The 21,862-nt window shown below is 36.8% G+C and carries 19 protein-coding genes; all 19 read right to left on the bottom strand.

Annotated features, from left to right (window positions below):
• Positions 1-106: 106 nt before the first annotated feature.
• Positions 107-4,399 (bottom strand): PolC-type DNA polymerase III, encoded by a 4,293-nt coding sequence (locus JOE23_RS04215; RefSeq protein ID WP_204436050.1) that lies wholly within the window; start codon positions 4,397-4,399, stop codon positions 107-109.
• Between the two features lie 78 nt (positions 4,400-4,477).
• Positions 4,478-6,178 (bottom strand): proline--tRNA ligase, encoded by a 1,701-nt coding sequence (locus JOE23_RS04210; protein WP_204436049.1) that lies wholly within the window; start codon positions 6,176-6,178, stop codon positions 4,478-4,480.
• 33 nt (positions 6,179-6,211) lie between these two features.
• Positions 6,212-7,468 (bottom strand): RIP metalloprotease RseP, encoded by a 1,257-nt coding sequence (rseP, locus tag JOE23_RS04205; RefSeq protein ID WP_204436048.1) that lies wholly within the window; start codon positions 7,466-7,468, stop codon positions 6,212-6,214.
• 20 nt (positions 7,469-7,488) lie between these two features.
• The gene (dxr, locus tag JOE23_RS04200; RefSeq protein WP_204436047.1) at positions 7,489-8,637 is read right to left on the bottom strand and encodes a 1-deoxy-D-xylulose-5-phosphate reductoisomerase; all 1,149 of its coding nucleotides are present in this window, start codon (positions 8,635-8,637) and stop codon (positions 7,489-7,491) included.
• Positions 8,638-8,654: 17 nt separating this feature from the next.
• On the bottom strand, positions 8,655-9,446 hold the full coding sequence (locus tag JOE23_RS04195) for a phosphatidate cytidylyltransferase (protein WP_204436046.1): 792 nt from the start codon (positions 9,444-9,446) through the stop codon (positions 8,655-8,657).
• A 22-nt stretch (positions 9,447-9,468) separates the two neighbouring features.
• Positions 9,469-10,194 carry an isoprenyl transferase gene (locus tag JOE23_RS04190; protein WP_420827530.1) on the bottom strand — a complete coding sequence of 242 codons (726 nt, stop codon included), beginning with the start codon at positions 10,192-10,194 and terminating at the stop codon, positions 9,469-9,471.
• Positions 10,195-10,406: 212 nt separating this feature from the next.
• Positions 10,407-10,964 (bottom strand): ribosome recycling factor, encoded by a 558-nt coding sequence (frr, locus tag JOE23_RS04185; protein WP_204436044.1) that lies wholly within the window; start codon positions 10,962-10,964, stop codon positions 10,407-10,409.
• Positions 10,965-10,967: 3 nt separating this feature from the next.
• Positions 10,968-11,690: a UMP kinase gene (gene pyrH / locus JOE23_RS04180; protein ID WP_204436043.1), complete on the bottom strand. Its 723-nt coding sequence runs from the start codon at positions 11,688-11,690 to the stop codon at positions 10,968-10,970.
• 414 nt (positions 11,691-12,104) lie between these two features.
• Entirely contained in the window at positions 12,105-12,989 is an 885-nt protein-coding gene (gene tsf, locus JOE23_RS04175; protein WP_204436042.1) for a translation elongation factor Ts, read from the bottom strand.
• A gap of 227 nt (positions 12,990-13,216) precedes the next feature.
• A complete protein-coding gene (gene rpsB, locus JOE23_RS04170; RefSeq protein WP_204436041.1) occupies positions 13,217-13,975 on the bottom strand; it encodes a 30S ribosomal protein S2 in 759 nt (252 codons plus the stop codon).
• A 156-nt stretch (positions 13,976-14,131) separates the two neighbouring features.
• Positions 14,132-14,617, bottom strand: coding sequence for a DUF6115 domain-containing protein (locus JOE23_RS04165; RefSeq protein ID WP_204436040.1), 486 nt, complete (start codon positions 14,615-14,617; stop codon positions 14,132-14,134).
• Positions 14,618-14,629: 12 nt separating this feature from the next.
• The gene (locus JOE23_RS04160) at positions 14,630-14,935 is read right to left on the bottom strand and encodes a hypothetical protein (RefSeq protein WP_204436039.1); all 306 of its coding nucleotides are present in this window, start codon (positions 14,933-14,935) and stop codon (positions 14,630-14,632) included.
• A 20-nt stretch (positions 14,936-14,955) separates the two neighbouring features.
• Positions 14,956-16,320 (bottom strand): DUF342 domain-containing protein, encoded by a 1,365-nt coding sequence (locus tag JOE23_RS04155; RefSeq protein WP_204436038.1) that lies wholly within the window; start codon positions 16,318-16,320, stop codon positions 14,956-14,958.
• A 33-nt stretch (positions 16,321-16,353) separates the two neighbouring features.
• Positions 16,354-17,112, bottom strand: coding sequence for a FliA/WhiG family RNA polymerase sigma factor (locus JOE23_RS04150; RefSeq protein WP_204436037.1), 759 nt, complete (start codon positions 17,110-17,112; stop codon positions 16,354-16,356).
• Positions 17,113-17,138: 26 nt separating this feature from the next.
• Positions 17,139-17,639 (bottom strand): chemotaxis protein CheD, encoded by a 501-nt coding sequence (locus tag JOE23_RS04145; RefSeq protein WP_204436036.1) that lies wholly within the window; start codon positions 17,637-17,639, stop codon positions 17,139-17,141.
• Positions 17,636-18,271 carry a chemotaxis protein CheC gene (locus JOE23_RS04140; protein WP_204436035.1) on the bottom strand — a complete coding sequence of 212 codons (636 nt, stop codon included), beginning with the start codon at positions 18,269-18,271 and terminating at the stop codon, positions 17,636-17,638. The genes JOE23_RS04145 and JOE23_RS04140 overlap by 4 nt, the downstream gene beginning before the upstream one ends.
• A 2-nt stretch (positions 18,272-18,273) precedes the next feature.
• Positions 18,274-18,753: a chemotaxis protein CheW gene (locus tag JOE23_RS04135; protein WP_204436034.1), complete on the bottom strand. Its 480-nt coding sequence runs from the start codon at positions 18,751-18,753 to the stop codon at positions 18,274-18,276.
• A gap of 16 nt (positions 18,754-18,769) precedes the next feature.
• Positions 18,770-20,779, bottom strand: coding sequence for a chemotaxis protein CheA (locus tag JOE23_RS04130; RefSeq protein WP_204436033.1), 2,010 nt, complete (start codon positions 20,777-20,779; stop codon positions 18,770-18,772).
• A gap of 1 nt (position 20,780) precedes the next feature.
• Entirely contained in the window at positions 20,781-21,860 is a 1,080-nt protein-coding gene (locus tag JOE23_RS04125) for a protein-glutamate methylesterase/protein-glutamine glutaminase (RefSeq protein ID WP_204436032.1), read from the bottom strand.
• Positions 21,861-21,862 lie beyond the last annotated feature (2 nt).

The raw sequence follows: 21,862 nt of genomic DNA, 5'->3' as shown, positions 1-21,862 counted from the left end.
GAAAGAGTGGGTTTCCCCACTCCTCCTTTTAGCACGCTCATTTAAATCCATATAAAATATATCATATATTGGGATATAAAGCAAGTAAATCAAAAGGGTTTCTTTACTAAAACAATGATAATTGATTTTTTTCTTCCATGCCGTTTAATGATCCATGATTTTCTAAATACTCAATCACTGTTTTTGAAATACGACTGCGCTCACGTAAATCTTCTTTAGACAAAAATTCTCCCTGTTCTCTCGCTTTAACAATATTTAATGCCGCATTAGTACCAAGACCATCAATAGCATTAAATGGTGGTATTAAGCGATCCCCTTCCACAAGAAAATCTGTTGCACTTGATTTATATAAATCAACTTTATCAAATTTAAATCCTCGTTCATTCATCTCTAATGCCAGTTCTAGTACAACAACTAAACTTTTTTCTTTAGGGGCAGCGTCGTTTCCTTTTTTGTAAATTTCCTCAATTCGTGTTCGAATCGCTTCAGACCCTTTCACCATTATATCTAATTCAAAATCACTGGCACGTACAGTAAAGTATGCAGCATAGAACAGAATGGGATGATGGACTTTGAAATAAGCAATTCTAATAGCCATTAGAACATAAGCTGATGCATGAGCTTTAGGGAACATGTATTTTATTTTTTTACATGAATCGATATACCAGTCTGGTACATCATGCTTTTTCATTTCAACGATCCACTCGTCGGTTAACCCTTTACCTTTACGAACAGATTCCATAATTTTAAATGCTAACGACGCATCTAGTCCTCTATGCATGAGGTAAACCATAATATCATCTCGACAACCAATGACATCAGGAAGCTTGCAAATGCCTTGATTAATCAATTCCTGTGCATTACCTAACCATACATCCGTTCCATGGGACAAACCTGAAATAATCACAAGTTCTGCAAAAGTTTTAGGGTTTGTATCTTCTAACATTTGGCGAACAAAACGCGTTCCAAATTCCGGAACACCTAATGTACCTGTTTCACACATGATTTGTTCTGCTGTCACGCCCAGTACGTCAGGAGATGAGAAGATCTTCATTACTTCGTCATCATCAGTTGGAATGGTCATCGGATCAATACCGCTTAAATCTTGAAGCATCCTAATCATCGTCGGATCATCATGTCCAAGTATATCAAGCTTTAATAAATTATCATGTATAGAATGAAAATCAAAGTGCGTCGTTAACCACTCAGAGTTACGGTCATCAGCTGGATATTGGATCGGGGTAAAATCGTATATGTCCATATAATCAGGAACAACAATAATACCGCCTGGGTGTTGTCCTGTTGTTCTTTTCACACCTGTACAGCCTTTAACTAATCGATCTACTTCTGCATTCTTAATATGTAGATCATGATCACTAGCATAGCCTTTGACGTAACCATAAGCCGTCTTTTCAGCAACTGTACCGATGGTCCCAGCTCGGTAAACTTTATCTTCACCAAATAGAACCTTTGTATAATTATGCGCAACGGGTTGATATGCACCCGAAAAATTGAGATCAATATCTGGTACTTTATCTCCTTTAAATCCTAAAAAGGTTTCAAACGGAATATCCTGTCCTTCCTTATTGTATGCTGTTCCGCATTCCGGACAATTCTGATCAGGAAGGTCGTAACCACTCCCATATTTTCCATCAGTAAAAAATTGATGGTGTTTACACTTTGGACAGACATAATGTGGAGGTAACGGGTTGACCTCTGTAATTTCAGTAAAGGTTGCAATTAATGAAGAACCTACTGACCCACGTGACCCCACAAGATAGCCGTCGTCTAATGATTTCTTTACTAGTTTTTGTGATATTAAATAAATAACTGCAAAACCATGACCAATAATACTTTTTAATTCTTTTTCCATTCTTTCTACAACAAGCTCAGGTAAATTTTCCCCATACAAATTATGCGCAAATGCATAACTCATTTCTCTAATTTCTTTGTCTGCCCCCTCAATATTTGGTGTATACAAATCTTCTTTTACAGGGCTTATTTGTTCAATTTGATTAGATAGGGCTTTTGTATGGTCCACCACAATTTCCTTTGCTTTGTCTTCACCAAGAAAATCAAAACAGCTCAACATTTCATCAGTCGTTCTGAAAGGAACATCTGGTAATGTTTGTCTGCTAAGTGGATTACCACTTTGTGACTTAATTAAAATTTTACGATAAACCTTATCTTGTTTCTCTAAATAATGGACATTTCCTGTGGCTACACATGGTTTATTTAATTGATCAGCTAGATTAACAATATTACGGATAATATCATATATCTGCGCTTCATTTTGAATCAATTCTCGTTCTATTAACGGATAATAATTTTCTGGTGGTTGAACTTCAACATAATCATAAAATCTGGCTACCTTCTCCGCTTCTTCTGCTGATTTCTGCATCATCGTTTCAAAGACTTCACCTTTTTCACATGCTGTCCCTATTAAAATCCCTTCGCGATGGGCCGTTAATTTCGATCGAGGAACACGCGGCACACGATAGAAGTAATCAACATGTGCCATTGAAATAAGCCTAAATATATTTTTTAAACCTATTTCATTTTTAGCCAATAATGTTGCGTGGTACGGCCGAGCACGTTGATAAGCATTACCTTCCCCCATATGCAGATTAAATTGATTATGATTGGTAATATCTTTTTCTTCTGCTGCTTTAATTAATTTCCATAATAAATAGGCTGTTGCTTCTGTATCATAAATCGCTCTGTGGTGTTGTGTCAGTTCAATCCCGTAATGCTTACATAATATATTGAGTCGATGACTCTTTAATTGTGGTAAGATAAATCGGCCTAACTCTAACGTGTCAATGACCGGATTAAGCGCTTTGGGCAGACCATGTTGTTCAAACCCCTGATTAATAAATCCCATATCAAAACTCGCATTATGAGCAACTAAAATATCATCACCGATCCATTCGCGAAAAGCGCTTAACACGTCTTCAACTTCTGGGGCATCTTTAAGCATATCATCGGTAATACCTGTTAAATCAATGATGGTTTGAGACAACGGCTTATGTGGATTAGCAAAGCGCTCAAACTTATCAATTATTTCGCCATTTTTGAATTTAACAGCGGCCAATTCAATAATCGTGTCATACACTGCTGATAATCCAGTTGTTTCAACATCAAATACGACATAGGTAGCTTCATCCAGCTCAAGGTCGACTTCATTATATGCGATCGGTACCCCATCATCGACTAAATTGATTTCTACACCATATATCATCTTTATCCCATGCTTTTGACTTGCCGCATGCGCTTCAGGGTACGCTTGTGCAACTGCATGATCTGTTATAGCAATGGCCTGGTGTCCCCAATTAGCGGCTTGTTCTACTAGTTTTGAAACAGAAACAACAGCGTCCATTTGACTCATGGTTGTATGTGCATGTAATTCAATACGTTTTTGGTCAACATCAGCTAAATCTTGCTTTACTTTCGGCTTTATTTCATTTAAATCATTTAGCATCATCGTTAGCTCATTTGTATAAGTATCCGTTTGGATGCTCCCTCTTACTTTAACCCACATGCCTTGTTTAACTGATTTAAACTTCTCTTGGTCTTGATCTGCCTTCGAAAACATTTTCAATGAAAAGGAATCGGTATAATCAGTTGCTTTGGCAATGAGGAGATGACGACCTGATCTTAGCTCTCTAACCTCTACATCAAAAATATAGCCTTGCAAGATAACACGTCTTTCTTCTTCTACAATGTCTTTCATTTGTAATGGTGATTCTTTAATAGGGTAACCAATCATCAAAGGCTGATCTGAAGCCTGTTGTTCCTTTTTATCTGTTCTTTTCTCTTTATCTTCCATTGCTTTCTTAACAAGTAATTTATCTTCTAACGCTTTTTGTTCTTTAAATTTAGCCAAATTCTCTTGGGTCTGGTCTGCAACTGTATCGATGCTCCAAAATGGTATCCCTACACGTTGGCAGTATGCACGATAGCTTGTGTTCAAGCGATTTTTAATTACAGTTGCTTCCGTCTCATTTCGTGTTTTTATCACTAGCTTTTGTTCTTGTACAACAGGCTGCTGTGCTTTTAGTAAGTCAGCATAGGCAGGTGACAAGTCTTGTGCTGTCTCAATAAAGTCTCTAAAGTAACCAGACATTTCTTCATCAGCTATCGATTGATCATCACAAGTAATAATCATGTCAACCTCAGCTATCGACTGAAACGTTTCATGTAATTTCAATCGTAACAAACGATAGATTTGAGTCGGTAATACTTTTTCAATATTAAAGTGAAAGAGCCAGCAACGCTCTTTTTTAAACACCTCTAATTTCAGTAATTGTGCATTGGCAAAATACGTGACTTGGTCCTGTTCATTCATATTTATTTGATCTAGTAGAAGATTCATTTTTTCATGACTGGATAAGCTCATTTCTTAACCTCCAGATTCAGTATCAGTAATAAAGTTGGAAAACCCTTGTCCGTTATTTTCATAGACAAGGGTTAATTGTTAATGTAATGCTCTGTTTAAATAATCGACTATCTCTGTTTCATGACATTCAGATTGTTCACCGGACTGGCGTACTTTACATTCAACAATGCCCTCCGTCGCTCGCTTTCCAACCGTTATTCGATGTGGGATGCCAATTAAGTCACTATCCGCAAATTTCACACCTGCTCGTTCATTTCGATCATCATAAAGGACTTCAAATCCCGCATCTAACAATTTGTTGTAAAGTATATCACCTAACTGACTTTGCTCAGGCTTTTTGCTATTTAACACAAGAAGATGTACTTGAAATGGAGCGACTGAACTTGGCCAAACAATACCCTTATCATCATGAAATTGTTCTACGATAGCAGCCATTGTACGAGAAATGCCAATGCCATAACAGCCCATCATCACCGGTGCTGCTTTCCCTTGTTCATTTAAATACGTTGCACCTAATTGATCAGCATAAAATGTACCTAATTTAAAAACTTGCCCTATCTCGATACCTTCTGCAAATTCAATTGTGCCTTTACCGTCCGGGGAAGGGTCCCCTTCTTTAATAAATCTTAAATCTGTATACTCAACATTTTCTAAGTCGCGTGTAGGATTAACATTAACATAATGCATACCTTCTTCATTTGCTCCGCAGCTTGCTGATGCAACAGAACGTATCGCGTAATCACAAAGCACTCGAATATTAGCTGAGACACCAATCGGGCCAAGTGAACCAAAGCTAGCTCCCATTACACGATATGCTTGCTCTTCTGTTGCTAGTTCAACATGATCTGCTTTAAGGTAATGTTTAAGTTTAATCTCATTAACTTCGTGATCTCCTCGTGTTACAGCGAGCACATAATTATCATCAACTTTAAATAATAACGATTTAAAGCCTTCTTCTAGTTCATGACCTAGAAAATCCGCTACCTCTTGCATGGTTCTTTGATTTGGTGTTTCTATTTTCATATATGGTTTTGTATCTGCTACAGCCGGTTTATAATGATCGATGACTTCAGCCATTTCAATATTAGCAGCATAATCAGATTCCGTCGAAAATGCAATGGTATCCTCGCCCACTTTTGAAAGTGCCATAAATTCATGCGTATCTTTACCACCCATCGCTCCAGAATCAGCAATGACTGCACGAAAATTCAATCCTAATCGATTAAAGATACGAGAGTAAGTTTGATACATCTCTTGATAACTTTGATCTAGACTTGTATCAGAGGCATGAAAAGAATAGGCATCCTTCATAATAAACTCTCGGCCTCTTAATAATCCAAACCGTGGTCGACGTTCATCTCTAAACTTGGTTTGAATTTGATATACGGTTAAAGGCAATTTTTTATAACTTTTTACCTCATCTCGAATGATGCTTGTAACCACTTCCTCATGGGTTGGACCTAAGACAAACTCGCGATTATGACGATCATTTAATCGCATCAGTTCAGCGCCCATCTTGTCCCATCTTCCTGATTCTCGCCAAAGGTCGGCTGACTGAATCGATGGCATCAACATCTCATTAGCTCCAATACGATCCATTTCTTGTCGTACAATAGCCTCTATTTTATCAAGCACACGTTTTCCTAAAGGCAGAAAACTATAAACACCAGAAAAATTCTGGCGGATAAACCCTGCTCTTAATAGCCACTGATGACTAGCAGTATCGGCATCTGCAGGTATTTCTTTTAAAGTTGGAATTAATGTTTTACTTTGTCTCATCTCACAATCCACCTTTTCTATCTTTTGGTATTTCTATAAAAATAAGCGTTGAATATCATTCCAAGTCACGATAATCATCAATAACATAAGTAAAGCAAAGCCAACAAAATGAACCAAACCTTCTTTTTCTGGAGAAATCGGTTTGCCTCGAATAGCTTCTACGCCTACAAACATAAGACGTCCACCGTCAAGCGCTGGTAACGGCAACAGGTTAATAATACCTAAATTAACGCTTAAAGCTGCTGTCCATTGTATGAAATTCCATATACCTGTTTGGACAATTTGGTCTGTTGCATCATAGATCCCCACAGGTCCTGATAGCATATCAACGGAAAATTGTCCAGTGACCAACATCCCTAAATTAACTAAAATAAGTTTAGACCACTCGTAAGTTTCTTGAATGCTAAAGGGAATGGCTCGTGCAAAAGATTTCTCCACATACTGCATCACACCAATGCGCCCTACTTCACGATCACCCATTTGTTCCGCTCTTGGCACCACTTCGAGCTCGATTTCTTCACCATCACGATTAATAACCATTGACAGTTGCTGCTCAGGGCGCTCGCTAACATAGGTTTGAAATTCAATCCATTCAGATATTGAAGTTTCATTAATAGAAATAACGTGGTCTCCAGAATGTAAGCCAGCTTCTTCAGCCGGACTATTGGGCTGAATCTCACCAATTCTTGCTTCAGTAACAGGAACGCCTTGCATGGCACCTAAAATTAAAAATAAAACAACAGTTAATATGAAGTTCATCAATGGCCCTGCAAACAATTGCATCGCGCGTTGACGTTTTGTTTTTGAAGCAAATTGGCGATTATATGGTGCAATTTGGGTTTCTACTTCATTCATTAAGTAATCGGCATCTTCAGCCACATAAAATGTCTGAAGTGTCTCTTCACCAGCTAATCTACCTTTAATGGTTAAATCATGAACAAGGTCCGCACTTTCCACTTCAATAACTTGGGCAGTAGGGTGTTTGTCTTTATTATTAACAATAATTTTGTTTACTTTTTGCTCAGCATTGTAGGTTAGACCGATATGTTGTCCTGGTTTTAACTCAACAATTTCCGGATCTTCTCCAGCTACACGTACATACCCACCCATCGGTAGAATACGAACCGTATATAATGTCTCTGATTTTTTAATTGAAAATATCTTTGGTCCAAAACCAATTGCGAATTCTCGCACAAGCATACCTGCTTTTTTCGCAAAAATAAAATGACCAAATTCATGAACAAATACTAATAAACCAAACATTAGTATAAAAGCTATGATCGTGTTCAATCGAACGTCTCTCCTTTATTCTACCTTTTTAGTTGTTCAAGAACCTTTCTTCTTGTTTCTAAGTCAATCGCTTGGATCGTAGCTAAGTCAGGGTTAACGATATTTTGGTGTTGATCAAGCATTTTTTCAATTAACCTTTCAATATCTAAAAAAGATATCTGCTCATCCAAAAATAAGGAAACGGCTTGTTCATTAGCTGCATTTAACACGGTTGGGGTTGATCCCCCTATTTTTCCTGCTTGATAAGCCATTTTCAAACATGGGAAACGATCGAAATCCATTTTTCGGAAATTCAATCGACTAATTGCAGCAAGGTCAAGTTGTTCCGCACCTTCTAATCGTAATCGATTGGGATATGTTAGTGCATATTGGATTGGAATTCTCATATCCGCTAAGCCCAATTGTGCAATGACACTCCGATCAGCAAATTCAACCATTGAATGTATGACACTTTCTTTATGTAAAATAACGTCAATTTTATCATAATCCATTCCAAATAGCCAGTAGGCTTCAATAACCTCTAATCCTTTATTCATCATCGAGGCTGAATCAACCGTAATCTTTGCCCCCATTGACCAATTAGGATGTTTTAATGCATCTTTAACGGTCACTCCTTCCAGTTGATCCCGCGTATAATCTCGAAAACTCCCACCCGATGCAGTAATAACAAGACGATTAACTGCCTTCTCGCTTTCACCTTGTAAACACTGAAAGATAGCGGAATGTTCACTATCAATAGGTAATAAATGAACGTTTTGCCGTTTTGCTAGCGCGGTTACCAAATGCCCAGCTGTTACCAATGTTTCTTTATTCGCTATCGCAATGGTTTTGTTCGCTTCAATTGCCTGTAATGTAGGGGCCAAACCAATACTCCCCATTACCGCATTAACTACTACATCAACAGCTGAATCCGTGCTAACTTCAATTGCACCCTCAACCCCTACTAAAATATTTAACTCTGGTAAATACGTTTTTAATTCATTTCTTGTTTCAACATCTTGTACGACTACTTTTTTAGGTTGAAACGTTTTAATTAGCGGAATAGCTACATCTATCTGTTTTCCAAAAGCTAATGCGTGAATTGAAAATTGTTCAGGATGGGCTTGTATAACTTCCAAGGTTTGAACCCCGATAGATCCAGTTGCTCCTAATAAAGTAATGTTCTTCAATGGCTCACTCCTCTACTTTATGAAACAAATTGAATAAAATGCAAGAATGGGAACACAAATAACCAACTATCAAATCGATCTAATATCCCACCATGCCCTGGTAAGATACGACCGGAGTCTTTAACATTATAGTATCGCTTAAAGGCAGACTCAACTAAATCACCAATTTGCCCCATTAAACTCGCAAATAAAGAAACGATTACGACCACCAACATTGAATCATGGACAGGAACAATAATATGAAAAATCACACCAGCAAACATTGCAATAATTGTCCCACCAATTGCACCTTCAATTGTTTTATTTGGGCTAATTTCTGGCCATAGCTTGTACTTTCCAAATAATCTACCCGAGAAATACGCCCCTGTGTCTGTAGCTAAAATGACCACTATTGCATAAAAAATATAGTGTAAACCACTTGCTTGACTTTCAATAAAATAATAGAATCCTAATCCAATATATACCGCTGATAATAACATAAATCCCGCATCTTCAAAAGTAAATTTATTCTTTACTAAAACCGTATAACTTAATAAAAGTAACGCAATAATTAATAACACTTCAATTTGATGCGTAAAAAGCCAAGTAAATACAGGCCATTCAATATCTGGTAAAATCAATGACCATAATAATATCATCGTAAAAATCATAGGGACAGGATATTTTGTCATTTGACGCATCTTTAATAACTCATAGAGCCCTATTGTGCTAATCAGAAACATTATCAAATAAAAGGGCCAACCACCTATAATAACGAGCGGAAAAAACACCAAAATTGCGATTACAGCTGTAATTATTCTTGTTATCATCATTTTCACACCTTTTTTATGTTTAAAGACCACCGTACCTTCTTTTTCTTTGCTGATAAGCGACGAGTGCAGCTTCAAACTCTTTCTCGTTGAACGAAGGCCAATAAGCTTCGGTAAACCAAAATTCAGTATAAGCAAGTTGCCACAATAAAAAGTTGCTTAATCTTATTTCGCCACTTGTACGAATTAAAAGATCTGGATCTGGCAAGTTAGCAGTAAACAAACGCTGATTCATCATATCTTCATTAATATCTTCAATAGACAAATGCTCATTCTTAACATCTAGTGCTATCGCCTGGACAGCTTTGATCATTTCAGAGCGGCTACCATAGTTTAATGCAATATTTAGGATCAAGCCTGTGTTATCTTTTGTTTGATCAATGGCATGCTGAACAGCCTTCTTCGTATGATAAGGCAATGCCTCAAAATCACCTATTGTCTGAATCTTGACATTCTCCTCAATCAGTTCTGGTAAATACACACTTAAAAACTCTTTTGGTAATTTCATTATGTAATCTACTTCTTGCTTCGGGCGTTTCCAGTTTTCTGTCGAGAAAGCATATAAAGTAAGTACTTGAATTCGGTAACTATTAGCAACTTTGACAATGCGTTTCACATTGTCCATCCCTTCTTTATGCCCAGCAAATCGTGGTAATCCACGTTGATTTGCCCAGCGCCCATTCCCATCCATAATAATTGCAACATGTTTAGGAATGATTGTAATCTCATCATTTGACTGATAGATCATTTTATTTCTATTTTTAAAAGGCCATCTAATGAATGCCATTTTATATCCCCCATTATTAACACTAACTTACTCAATTTTAAATTAGGCTATGGTTTACTCGCCTTTTTACAGTTTACCATGTAATCACTCTAGATTCACTAAGAAACTTTGCTAATAGAAAAAAGGTGTAGCAAAAGATCGAGCTTTTGCTACACCTCACTTTGCTAAATGAATCAAACTTCCATAATTTCCGCTTCTTTTTCCTTGACAAGATTATCAATTTTATTTATTGATTGATCCGTTTCAGTTTGGACATCATCTTGGTAACCTCGAAGATCATCCTCTGTTAGATCACCATTTTTCTCAGCCTTTTTCAATTGATCATTAGCATCACGACGCACATTTCGAACTTGCACTTTTGCCTCCTCAGAAAACTTACCAACCACTTTCACAAGTTCCTTACGACGTTCTTCTGTTAATGCTGGAATAGCAATTCGAACGACATTCCCATCACTGGAAGGCGCTAAACCTAGATCAGCTTTTTGAATGGCTTTTTCAATTTCACCAATAGCCGATTTATCAAAAGGAGTAATTAACAGTAATCGTGCTTCAGGTGCCGAAATCGTTGCCAGTTGGTTTAATGGTGTGGCCGCACCGTAGTAATCAACAAAGACACTATTTAAAATGGCAGGATTGGCTCTACCTGCGCGCACGGTTGCTAACTGTTTTGAAAAAGATTGAATCGCTTGCTCCATTTTTTGTTTAGCCTCTTTAATAATTGAATCAGACATTTTTTATTTCCCCCTAATCATAGTACCGATCTCTTCTCCTAAGACGGCTCGTTTAATATTTCCATTCTCAGTAACTGAAAAAACTAACAGAGGTATATCATTATCCATACATAATGATGAAGCGGTTGAGTCCATTACGCCTAATTCATCATTAAGCATTTTCATGTAAGTAAGTTGATCATATTTTTCGGCACTTGTGTCAAATTTAGGATCAGCATTATAAACGCCGTCAACGTTATTTTTAGCCATTAGAATTACTTCCGCATCCACTTCTGCTGCTCGTAACGCAGCCGTTGTATCTGTTGAAAAATATGGATTCCCTGTTCCTGCAGCAAAAATGACAACGCGTTTTTTTTCAAGATGGCGAATGGCTTTTCGACGAATATAAGGTTCAGCGACTTGTCTCATCTCAATTGATGTCTGAACACGCGTTTCAATACCACAGTTCTCAAGACTATCTTGTAAGGCGAGCGAATTCATAACAGTAGCTAACATCCCCATATAATCAGCATTAGCTCGATCCATGCCCATTTCACTACCTACCTTACCCCGCCAAATATTACCTCCCCCAACAACAATAGCTATCTCAACACCTAAATCGGCTACTTCTTTGACTTGCTTAGCTATAGATTGGATAATATTGGGTTCAAGACCATAACCTTGATCCCCACTTAAAGCTTCTCCACTTAATTTTAACACAATCCTTTTATAACGTGCTGTCGCCATAATAACCTCCATTATGTATAATTTACTTATATCTTACACTATCTTTAGTTATGAAACAAACGAAGTATATCCATTCAAGAAAAACTAATTCTCTCTACCTTTATTTAATTGAATCAATTAAGTATGTTGTCAAATCATGCACGGTTAATACGACTTATTATAAAAACAAGTGTTTAGTCACATGTTGAAAAAACAGAAATTGCTAGACCTTTAGTGGTGTGCTAACTCTTCTTACCCTCGGTATTTTAAAACTTTAACCCCGCTTCCCACTACTTTGCTAAAATTCTATAGCTTAAAGAAAAGGGAACACGATGTGCTCCCCATAACTTAACTGTGTTTATACTTCTAACCGCGGGGCATTGAAGTATTGGAAAACGTTGGCATCACCAGTCATATTCCCTACAGATAGATTGATTATTTATTCATTTGATTCCTTACTTCTTCTGCAAAATTCTCTTCGCGCTTTTCAATACCTTCACCTACTTGATAACGTGTGAAACCTTTGACTGTCGCACCTTTATCAGCAATTAACTTTTTCACTTTTTGATCAGGATCTTTAACGAAACTTTGCTCTAATAAACAAATTTCTTCAAAGAATTTACCAAGTCTACCTTCTACCATCTTCTCAACAATATTCTCTGGCTTTCCTTCATTCAATGCTTGTTGCTTAAGTACGTCACGTTCCTTATCAACCGTTTCAGCGTCAACTGCATCACGAGAAACAAAACGAGGATTAACTGCAGCGATGTGCATCGCAATATCTTTCGCAAAGGCATCATCAGCTGTACCTTCAACCACTGTTAATACACCAATATTCCCGCCCATATGAATATAAGCACCAAAGGCATCTGCATCTGTTTTCTCAGTAATAACAAAGCGACGTAGAGACAATTTTTCTCCAATTTTTGCAATGTTGTTATTAATAAAAGTTTCAACCGTTTCTCCATTTCCATGGAGTGGTTGTTGTAAAGCTTCTTCTAATGTTTCTGGTTTTTGACTTAGCAAATGCTTAGCTAGCTCATCTAACAATGATTTAAATTGATCATTTTTAGTTACAAAATCTGTTTCACAATTAACTTCTAATAATACAGCTGTATTTCCATCTGTTAATGTATATGCTGAACCTTCAGCAGCGATACGATCAGCCTTTTTAGCTGCTTTTGAAATCCCTTTTTCTCGAAGGTAATCAACAGCTTGTTCCATATCACCATTTGTTTCTTGTAACGCCTTTTTACAATCCATCATTCCTGCGCCAGTTTTTTCACGTAGTTCTTTTACCATACTTGCTGTTACTGCCATTTGTAATTCCTCCTTAATTGTTATCTAGCTAAATGCTTACATCAATATAACTGTTCTTACTACAAAATGTTTTTGACATCATTATTTATTTTAATGTCCATACGTCTCGCTTTAATTTTGTAAAATTTCTCCTTTGTCAATAGACATCATCCTCGAAATTTTACCATTTACTAGCGTGTAAAAAAGGTGATAAAAGGTTCCCCTCTTATCACCTCTGTAAACCTTTGTTATTCTTGCTCAGTAGCAACCTCTACAGAGTCAACTGTCTCTTCAGTTGAAACTTCTTCTGCTACTTCAGTTTCTTCACCTTGTTTAACTTCTAAGATAGCATCAGCCATTTTAGAAGTTAATAATTTAACTGCGCGGATCGCATCATCATTTGCAGGGATTACATAATCGATTTCATCAGGATCACAGTTTGTATCTACAATACCTACAATCGGAATGTTCAATTTATGAGCCTCTGCTACAGCAATGCGCTCTTTACGAGGATCAACGATAAACAAAGCATCAGGAATTTTTTTCATTTCTTTAATTCCACCTAAGAATTTAACAAGGCGATCTTTTTCTTTCAAAAGACCAACAACCTCTTTCTTAGGAAGTACATCGAATGTACCATCTTCTTCCATGCGTTCAATATCTTTCAAGCGATTGATACGCTTACGGATCGTGCCAAAGTTAGTTAATGTACCACCTAACCAACGCTGATTGATGAAATATTGACCAGAACGAATCGCCTCATCTTTAACAGATTCTTGCGCTTGTTTCTTCGTTCCCACGAATAAAACAGTTCCACCATTTTCGGCTACTTCTTTAATAAAGTTGTATGCTTCATCAACTTTTTTTACTGTTTTTTGTAAATCAATAATGTAGATGCCGTTTCTTTCCGTGAAAATGTATTTTTTCATTTTTGGATTCCAACGACGTGTTTGGTGTCCAAAGTGTACACCAGCTTCAAGTAGTTGTTTCATTGAAATAACTGCCATTTTAACTTCCTCCTATTTTGGTTTTCCCTCCGCTTATTTCATCTTTACAGAGAAACTAATATATGTTTATACTAGCACCATCTCCATCATCCATAAGCGTGTGTAATTAACACCATGAACAAATATATCATAACGATAGCCTTCTAGCAAGTTTTTTTATTTGTTTTTTTGTTGAAACTTAACAAGTAACTCAACTTCTGTTTTTCCACGGTTTAACTTTTTAGCAATAGCTTCTATCGTTTCCCCTTTAGCGTGTAAAGCAAGGACTTGAGCTGCTAATGACTGTTCAACATGTTCTTCTTGTTCAGGTTGGACTGGTGGTTGATAATCCTGATATTTGTCTCGATTATCAACATTTTCAACACCTGATTGCTGTTGTGTTTGATGACTTTGTCTATCACCTGCTACTTCTTTAGGCTTCGTCAGTGCCCCATTGTTCTCGATATGCTCCAATAATTTTTCATTTTCTTCTCGTATTTCTAATAAATAAACAGCAAGAAGTTCTTCTATTTCCTTCTGCTGCTTAGTTAAATTTTCTTGAATTTGACTAGGTTGATCAAGCTTATTTTTTAATTGTCGTATAATAATAAATGTAATTGCATGGGTAAGAAAACTAATAAACAATAAACCATATTCCATCATTTTAAATCCCTCTTAACCGTTAATATCAATTCGTTTTCCCAAGTATGGATGCTCTAGCTTGATGTGGCTTTCCGCTTCTTTGGGTTGATTTTCTTCTGTGTCTGAATGCAGCTGCTTCTTATCGTGCCGATCATTATTTAACTTTTGCTTTTGTTCAAGATCATTCACTTGTCGACGTTTTATTTCCTCTGACTGTAACTGAGCCTGTGAAATCACATCTTGCATAAATTGGCCACGTTGCTGAATTTGCTCTTGAATTCGACCAGCATCTGACGTACGAGGTAATGCGACTTGTAATTCGATCCCTTTCCAACTCACAGCACACACTTCCCTTCAACTTAAAGAGGTGAAATTTGGATTTCTCCATCATCAAGAAAAACTTGAGAAAATTTATACTCCTTATCCGTTGTCCTTTGATACTTACCAAACCGCAGATCGACATTGGGATGCAGTACACCTTTAACAATTAACTTCGCTTTTTCTTCATCCCCTATCTGCACGTGCAATGATGCAATTTTCTCTTCAATTTTCTTCAACTTATTCTCGGTAACTTGCATCGTGTTCTTTTGCTTTAAAAGTAAAATACGTTCTTTCGAGGATAATCCGGATTTTGCTTTTTTTTCCAATCCATCCCCTAATGCTTTTAATTTCTCTATGTCATTTATAAGCGTATCTTTAGCTGCATTTAATTGACTTTCAATTTGATATTGTTCTTGATCAATGCCAATTGCAATTTCTGTTTTTGTGTCCATTTTATTACCAACATCTTTAGCTTCAATTAATGTTCCTGCTGAACACGCACCACCAATAATATTACCAGATTTACAATAGATATGATCTTTCGCTACACAATAACTGTGCATAATTGAATTTTGAACAATAATATTATTTTCTGCTTCTACTTTCGCTTGATTTATGTAACTAATGGTCACATCGCCACCAGCTTTAATTGAGCCTTTTTTCAATCCGGCAATACCTTCAGTAATAATAACATTACCTCCAGCTATAACATGTCCATCCTCTACAAGCCCATATATGTGAACGTCTCCATCAGCTTCAACACGGTAGCCTGCAGGGACATTACCTCGAATAATAACAGAACCAATAAAATTAACATTACCTGTTTTCATTGATAGATCTTCATTTAATTCATATGTATCAAATACGTTTATCTTATTTGCGCCTACACTTAATTGACCACCTGTTGTGGCAAAGAATGTGTTCGTTTGCTCATCAAAACGTACGTTTTTCCCTGCGCGCATCTTGACAGGCTTTCCCTGCTTAGCTGGTAGCTTTTTATCTAGAACGTCACGGCCTGGCTGCCCCTGAACCGGATCTGTAATCACAGCTATCTTCTCGCCTTCTTCAAGTGAAGGGATCTTTTTCACATCACGAAAATTTCTCTTTTCATCTAAATCAAAGTAGTCATCTTGATCACATACAAAATCAATTTTACCATCTTTCCCATGTTGGGCTGCTACACCTTTTGCAATCTTAATGGGAAAGATCGATGCATCATACTGACTGACAATCTTTTTTACCGCTTCTTCATCCAAGCCAAACTTAATATTTTCACTTACCAACCATTCTCTAAATACTTTTTCTCCAAGCTCATCGGGATTGTATTCTGCCCTTAATTGAATTGTTGCAGACATCTTATCAGCAGATATAAGTAGGTCAAAGTAATCGTTTATATCCTCCATTTTCATATCTCCTTCGTGACTTAATATGTTAGATCAAGATAATACATGCTTTAACTTAAATATCGCTTGCTTATGAATTTGAGAGATTCTTGATGTCGTGAGGGACAGGACGTGTCCAATTTCCGTAAAAGTAAGCTCTTCATGATAAAAAAGGCTAATAACCATTTGTTCATTTTGATTCAACTGTTTAATCGATTGAGCGAGTTCTTCATAATTTTCATCTTTTAAAATTTGATCTTCCGGTGAAAGCTGGTCTTTGTCAACAATCGTGTAACCAATACCTTCTTTATGATCTTCAGAAGATTCACCAACTTTTTCTTCAATGGAAAGTAAATGAGCAAACCATGCATCTTTATAACTTGTTTCTACTTCACTAACTTTCATATTAAGATGTTCTGCTACTTCTGTAACGGATGGATTTCTCTGTAACTTTTGAATTAATTCATGTGATGCTTGATCAATTTTTTTCGCTTTTTCTCGCGTTGATCTAGGAAGCCAATCTTCTTTTCTTAAACCATCAATAATGGCACCACGAATCCGAAACGATGCATACGTGTCAAATTTCAAATCACGCTCTGGTTCAAATTTTTGCAAAGCGTCATATAAACCGAATAAGCCTAGGCTACGAATATCATCTTTCAGAACATTTTTGGGTAAATGGCTGGCTATCCGATTCGTATGATAATCCACTAAGTATAAATAATGTTCAACGAGTCGATCGGCCGCAAATGCATCTTTATCTTCTATCCAGTTTTTCCAAAGTTGATCGATGGTTACCGCCTTATCAAGCAATCCAATCGCCTCGCTTTCATTATTTTTTAAATATCTTTTGTTCCTTGACTAACGGTTCTAATATTTAACAATGTTGTTTCTAGTGAAAACTCAATGGTCCGTCCACTATTACCATAAACATCCTCGGCTAAAATAGGTATACGATATTGATTCAAAACTGTTTTAACCGCTTCTACATTACGTTGACCTACTCGAAGCATATCATTAGATGAGCTGAATGAGAACATTTGCGCACCACCGGCTATTTTAGCCTTTAACGCAAATTTTCTTGCTCCATCTTTAATCAATGTATCAATTAAAATCGGTAATGAAGTATCTGCATATTTAAATTGATTAAGCTCTGATTTTTTTGATGATTTAGAATCAGGAAGCATAACGTGTGCCATCCCGGCTATTTTTGCTGATGCATCAAAGACAACCACCCCAACACAAGATCCTAAACCTGATGTCCGCAAAACATCCGGTGATTTTGCAAATTTTAAATCAGCTATTCCTACTTTAATCAACTTACTTTCGTACGTTTTCACTGCTCTGGCACGCCTAATTTATTGAAAATTTTAGGGAATGAATCCGGATCAGGTAGTAAAAAGAAATGACCTTGTATCGGTTTGTTTTCATCTTCGTGATCATCAATAATCGTATCAATAATTATCGCATAATCACTTACTTGTGATAACTCCAATAGTCCTTCTGCTAAAATTGCCCCTGCCATATCAATTGTTAATAGAGGGACAGATGGCTGTAATAAAACATTGATAAAATCAGACAACGCAGAAAGATACGAGCCTGCTAATATATTCCCCATTTCTTGTAGTGCAGACATGGCCATCTCATCAAAAGGGGGTTCTTGCACTGAAAAATCTTCACTTCCCGTCATTTGCTTAACAAAAGTTTCTGCTTCCTCAGGCGAAAGAACAAAAAACATATTACCTGGTGCTTCTCCTTCGATACGCAAAAAAACTGCAGCAATTAACTTATCGGGTCCACCGACCAATTCCATCATTTCATTATAATCAACGATTCGAACTGCCGGCACCTTCATATCTACTTTATGATTTAACAGCATTGACAATGATGTGGCTGCATTGCCAGAGCCTATATTACCGACTTCTTTAAGTGCATCTAACTGATAATCTGTTAAAGAATCAATAAATGACATGATTACACCTGCTTATCTTGAAAAGCTGTTTTACTTGCCAGTGCTTCGTCTGCTAGCACCTTATCAATGTTTAATAAAATTAATAATCGATCGTCATGTTTAGCTACTCCATCAATATATTCAATTGAGACAGACCCCACTATTTCTGGTGCCGGTTCTAACCGATCTTTAGGTATATCAATGACATCATAAGCCGCATCAACAATAAGGCCAACGTCCATATTATTATGGTGAATAATAATCGTACGCGTACTTTCTGAATAATCGACTGACTCAAAACCGAACCTTTTTCGCAAATCAATAATCGGTGTGACCACGCCTCTTAGATTTAAAACACCTTTGACGAAAGGAGCTGCACCTGGGATTCTGGTAATATGCATCATACGCTCAATTGAACCTACTAGGTCAACAGGCATCGCATATTCTTCATCATTTAATTGAAATACAATAGACTTTAAATACTCTGTTGTCACTTCTGCCATCTCATTTACCCCCTTGTTATTTAATTAATGCATTTGTATCAACAATCAATGCGACTTGTCCATCACCAAGGATGGTTGCACCAGAGATTGCAAATATGTCTGTCAAATAGTTACCGAGAGATTTTAGCACCACTTCATGTTGACCAATAAAGCTATCAACAATAAGGCCAGCCATTTTGTCACCTTGACGTATAATAACAACAGAATAATATTCTTCGTCGTTCGGCTCTCCAGGTATATCAAATACATGCTGTAAAGAGACGAGTGGGACCACCTTACCTCTAAAATCAATCACTTGTTTATTATGTGCGCGCATAATATCTTTTTTATGAACGATAGCTGTTTCAATAATTGATGACAATGGAATTGCATATTTTTCGTCTTGTACTTCAGTTAACATAACTGAAATAATCGAAAGCGTTAATGGTAACTGGATTAAAAATGTTGAACCTTCATTAAAAGTAGAATCAATTGTGATTGTTCCACCTAGTGATTCAATCGTATTCTTTACCACATCTAGTCCTACGCCACGTCCAGAAATATCAGAAATTTTATCAGCAGTAGAGAAACCACTTTCTAAAATGAGCTGATAAACTTGATTATCAGTATACGTTTGGCCTTGTTCCTGTGTAATAACACCATTTTCAATTGCTTTATTAACGACTTTGTCACGATCAATACCAGCACCATTATCTGAAATCTCGATAAACACGTGGTTACCACTATGATAAGCATTTAGTTTTAAAATACCTTCTTCAGGCTTCCCTTTTTGCGTTCTTATATCTGGTGTCTCAATACCATGATCTAATGCGTTTCGAATCAAGTGTACTAATGGATCACCAATTTCATCGATAACCGTACGATCAAGTTCAGTATCTGCACCGTATATTTGCAAATCAATTTTTTTATCAAGATCTTTAGCTAATTGCCTCACCATTCTTGGGAAACGATTAAAAACTTGATCAATCGGTACCATACGCATGTTAAGAATAATATTTTGTAGGTCACCTGAAATTCGAGACATATGCTCAACCGTCTCTTGAAGTTCATTGTCACGTAAAGAGCTTGATATTTGTTCAAGGCGACCACGATCGATAACCAATTCTTCAAACAAATTCATCAGTGCATCCAATCGTTCTATATTAACTCTGATGGTTTTACTTGTTAGTTGTGATTTAGAAGATTCTTTCTTGGCTGTAGCCTCTTCTTTAACTTTAGTAGGCGTTTCTTCTACTACTGCATCTGTTTCTGTGATCGATTGATTGTCAAGTTGCAGTTCATTAACTTGAACCTGCTCAATTTCAGATACCTTCATCACTTTTTGCTGAATGGCTTCTGATGTATCTTGAGCTACTAATATAACTGAAAAATCAAATTCAAAATTCTCGTCTTCTAATTCAGTTACAGTCGGTGTTGACTTAATAACTTCACCAATTTGTTCGAGAATTTCAAAGACCATATACACTCTAGCTGCTTTTAACAAGCATGTTTCTTGAAGTTGAACGGTGATTTGAAAGTTTTTAAAACCTTTTTCTTGGGATTGCTGTAGAACAGCTAATTCAAATTGATCTAATTCTTGATTAACATTAATCGTTGGTTTGTTTGAGTTTGTTGCCACATGATCTGACTTGGTTTCTCCAACTGATTCACCAGTTTCTATAGCTTCTAGTTGTTTAATTAAGTCTGATACATCTTTCTTCCCTTCACCACCGTCGATAATATCAAGGACCATTGCCTCAAGTGCATCAACAGCATTGAAAACAATATCAATAATTCCAGGTGTTAATGTTAACTGCTGATTCCTTACAGCATCAAGTACATTTTCCATTTTGTGAGTTAAGTCAGCGAGATCTTGAAAACCCATTGTTGCCGACATACCCTTTAATGTATGAGCTGATCGAAAGATTTCACTAACAATATCCAAATTGTCCGGTTCTTTTTCAAGTAGTAATAATTGATCATTTAAGGATTGAATATGTTCTTTACTCTCTTCAATAAATACATCTAAGTACTCATTCATTTCCATGCTATTCACCTCTGACTTTCAGTTGATTGACAATTGTATCTGCAATACTTGGAAGCTCAACGACAAAGTCTACTAATTTTGTCTTTTCAGCAGCTTGGGGCATGCCATAGACGACACAAGTTTCCTTATCTTCAGATACAACGATCGTATTACTTTTCTTCGCTTTCATCTCAATAATGCCATTCGCCCCATCAGCCCCCATGCCGGTCATGATAACACTTAATAGCTGGTGCTTGGTTAATTCAGCTAAAGATTCAAATAATACATCAACAGACGGTTGATGACCATTTCTATTCTCTTCTTTTGTCACTTTAGCTTTCAAACCCATTGATGACTCAACCACTCTAAATTGATAGCCACCTGGTGCAATATAAGCTGTTCCATTTTCCAGCCACTCGCCATCAGTTACTTCTCTTACAGATATATGGGATAAATTATTTAAACGATTAGCCAATGATTTAGTGAATCCAGCTGGCATATGTTGGACAATTACAATAGGTGCAGGTATATCTGCCGGTAATCGCGTCACTACTTGCTGAAGGGCGCGAGGTCCCCCTGTCGATGTACCTATAGCTATAATAAATTTATCCGTGTTACTTAACTTAGATCGTTGTTTTTTATCCCTATTAAACGATTGAATAACAGAAGTTTGATAACTTTTAGGCTTTATAGATGTAACTTTGACATGAGTGGCTTGTAAGACCTTACTTATAATTTCGGCTTCTTTTTCCTTAATGTTTAGAGAAATAGAGCCAGAAGGCTTAGTAACAAAGTCCACCGCACCTAATTCCATTGACTCAAGCGTTTTATCAGCACCTTCTTTAGTTAAGCTCGAAAGCATGATAACAGGGCGTTGCTTATTTTTCATAATATGGGATAAAGCGGTTAAGCCGTCCATTACAGGCATTTCAATATCTAAAGTGACCACATCAGGATGCAATGTATCTATCTTATCTAGTGCATCTTGACCATTGCGAGCGGTTCCTACGACTTCTATCTTTATATGTGATTCCAATATATCAGAAATCATTTTACGCATAAATGCAGAGTCATCGACAACGAGTACCTTTACTTTATCCATAT

The organism is Amphibacillus cookii (assembly GCF_016908375.1).
Lineage (GTDB): Bacteria > Bacillota > Bacilli > Bacillales > Amphibacillaceae > Amphibacillus_C > Amphibacillus_C cookii.
Note: the sequence above shows the minus strand (reverse complement) of the source record. Positions and strands in the feature narration are given on the sequence as shown.

Bases quoted from the DNA above. Each gene is read 5' to 3' on its own strand.
- JOE23_RS04125 (WP_204436032.1), bottom strand. From the start codon at position 21,860: ATGGATAAAGTAAAGGTACTCGTTGTCGATGACTCTGCATTTATGCGT.
- JOE23_RS04215 (WP_204436050.1), bottom strand. From the start codon at position 4,399: ATGAGCTTATCCAGTCATGAAAAAATGAATCTTCTACTAGATCAAATA.
- pyrH (WP_204436043.1), bottom strand. From the start codon at position 11,690: ATGGCGACAGCACGTTATAAAAGGATTGTGTTAAAATTAAGTGGAGAA.
- JOE23_RS04135 (WP_204436034.1), bottom strand. From the start codon at position 18,753: ATGGCAGAAGTGACAACAGAGTATTTAAAGTCTATTGTATTTCAATTA.
- JOE23_RS04165 (WP_204436040.1), bottom strand. From the start codon at position 14,617: ATGATGGAATATGGTTTATTGTTTATTAGTTTTCTTACCCATGCAATT.
- JOE23_RS04210 (WP_204436049.1), bottom strand. From the start codon at position 6,178: ATGAGACAAAGTAAAACATTAATTCCAACTTTAAAAGAAATACCTGCA.
- tsf (WP_204436042.1), bottom strand. From the start codon at position 12,989: ATGGCAGTAACAGCAAGTATGGTAAAAGAACTACGTGAAAAAACTGGC.
- JOE23_RS04155 (WP_204436038.1), bottom strand. From the start codon at position 16,320: ATGGAGGATATAAACGATTACTTTGACCTACTTATATCTGCTGATAAG.
- frr (WP_204436044.1), bottom strand. From the start codon at position 10,964: ATGTCTGATTCAATTATTAAAGAGGCTAAACAAAAAATGGAGCAAGCG.
- JOE23_RS04195 (WP_204436046.1), bottom strand. From the start codon at position 9,446: ATGATAACAAGAATAATTACAGCTGTAATCGCAATTTTGGTGTTTTTT.
- rpsB (WP_204436041.1), bottom strand. From the start codon at position 13,975: ATGGCAGTTATTTCAATGAAACAACTACTTGAAGCTGGTGTACACTTT.
- JOE23_RS04140 (WP_204436035.1), bottom strand. From the start codon at position 18,271: ATGTCATTTATTGATTCTTTAACAGATTATCAGTTAGATGCACTTAAA.
- JOE23_RS04190 (WP_420827530.1), bottom strand. From the start codon at position 10,194: ATGATCTATCAGTCAAATGATGAGATTACAATCATTCCTAAACATGTT.
- JOE23_RS04130 (WP_204436033.1), bottom strand. From the start codon at position 20,779: ATGGAAATGAATGAGTACTTAGATGTATTTATTGAAGAGAGTAAAGAA.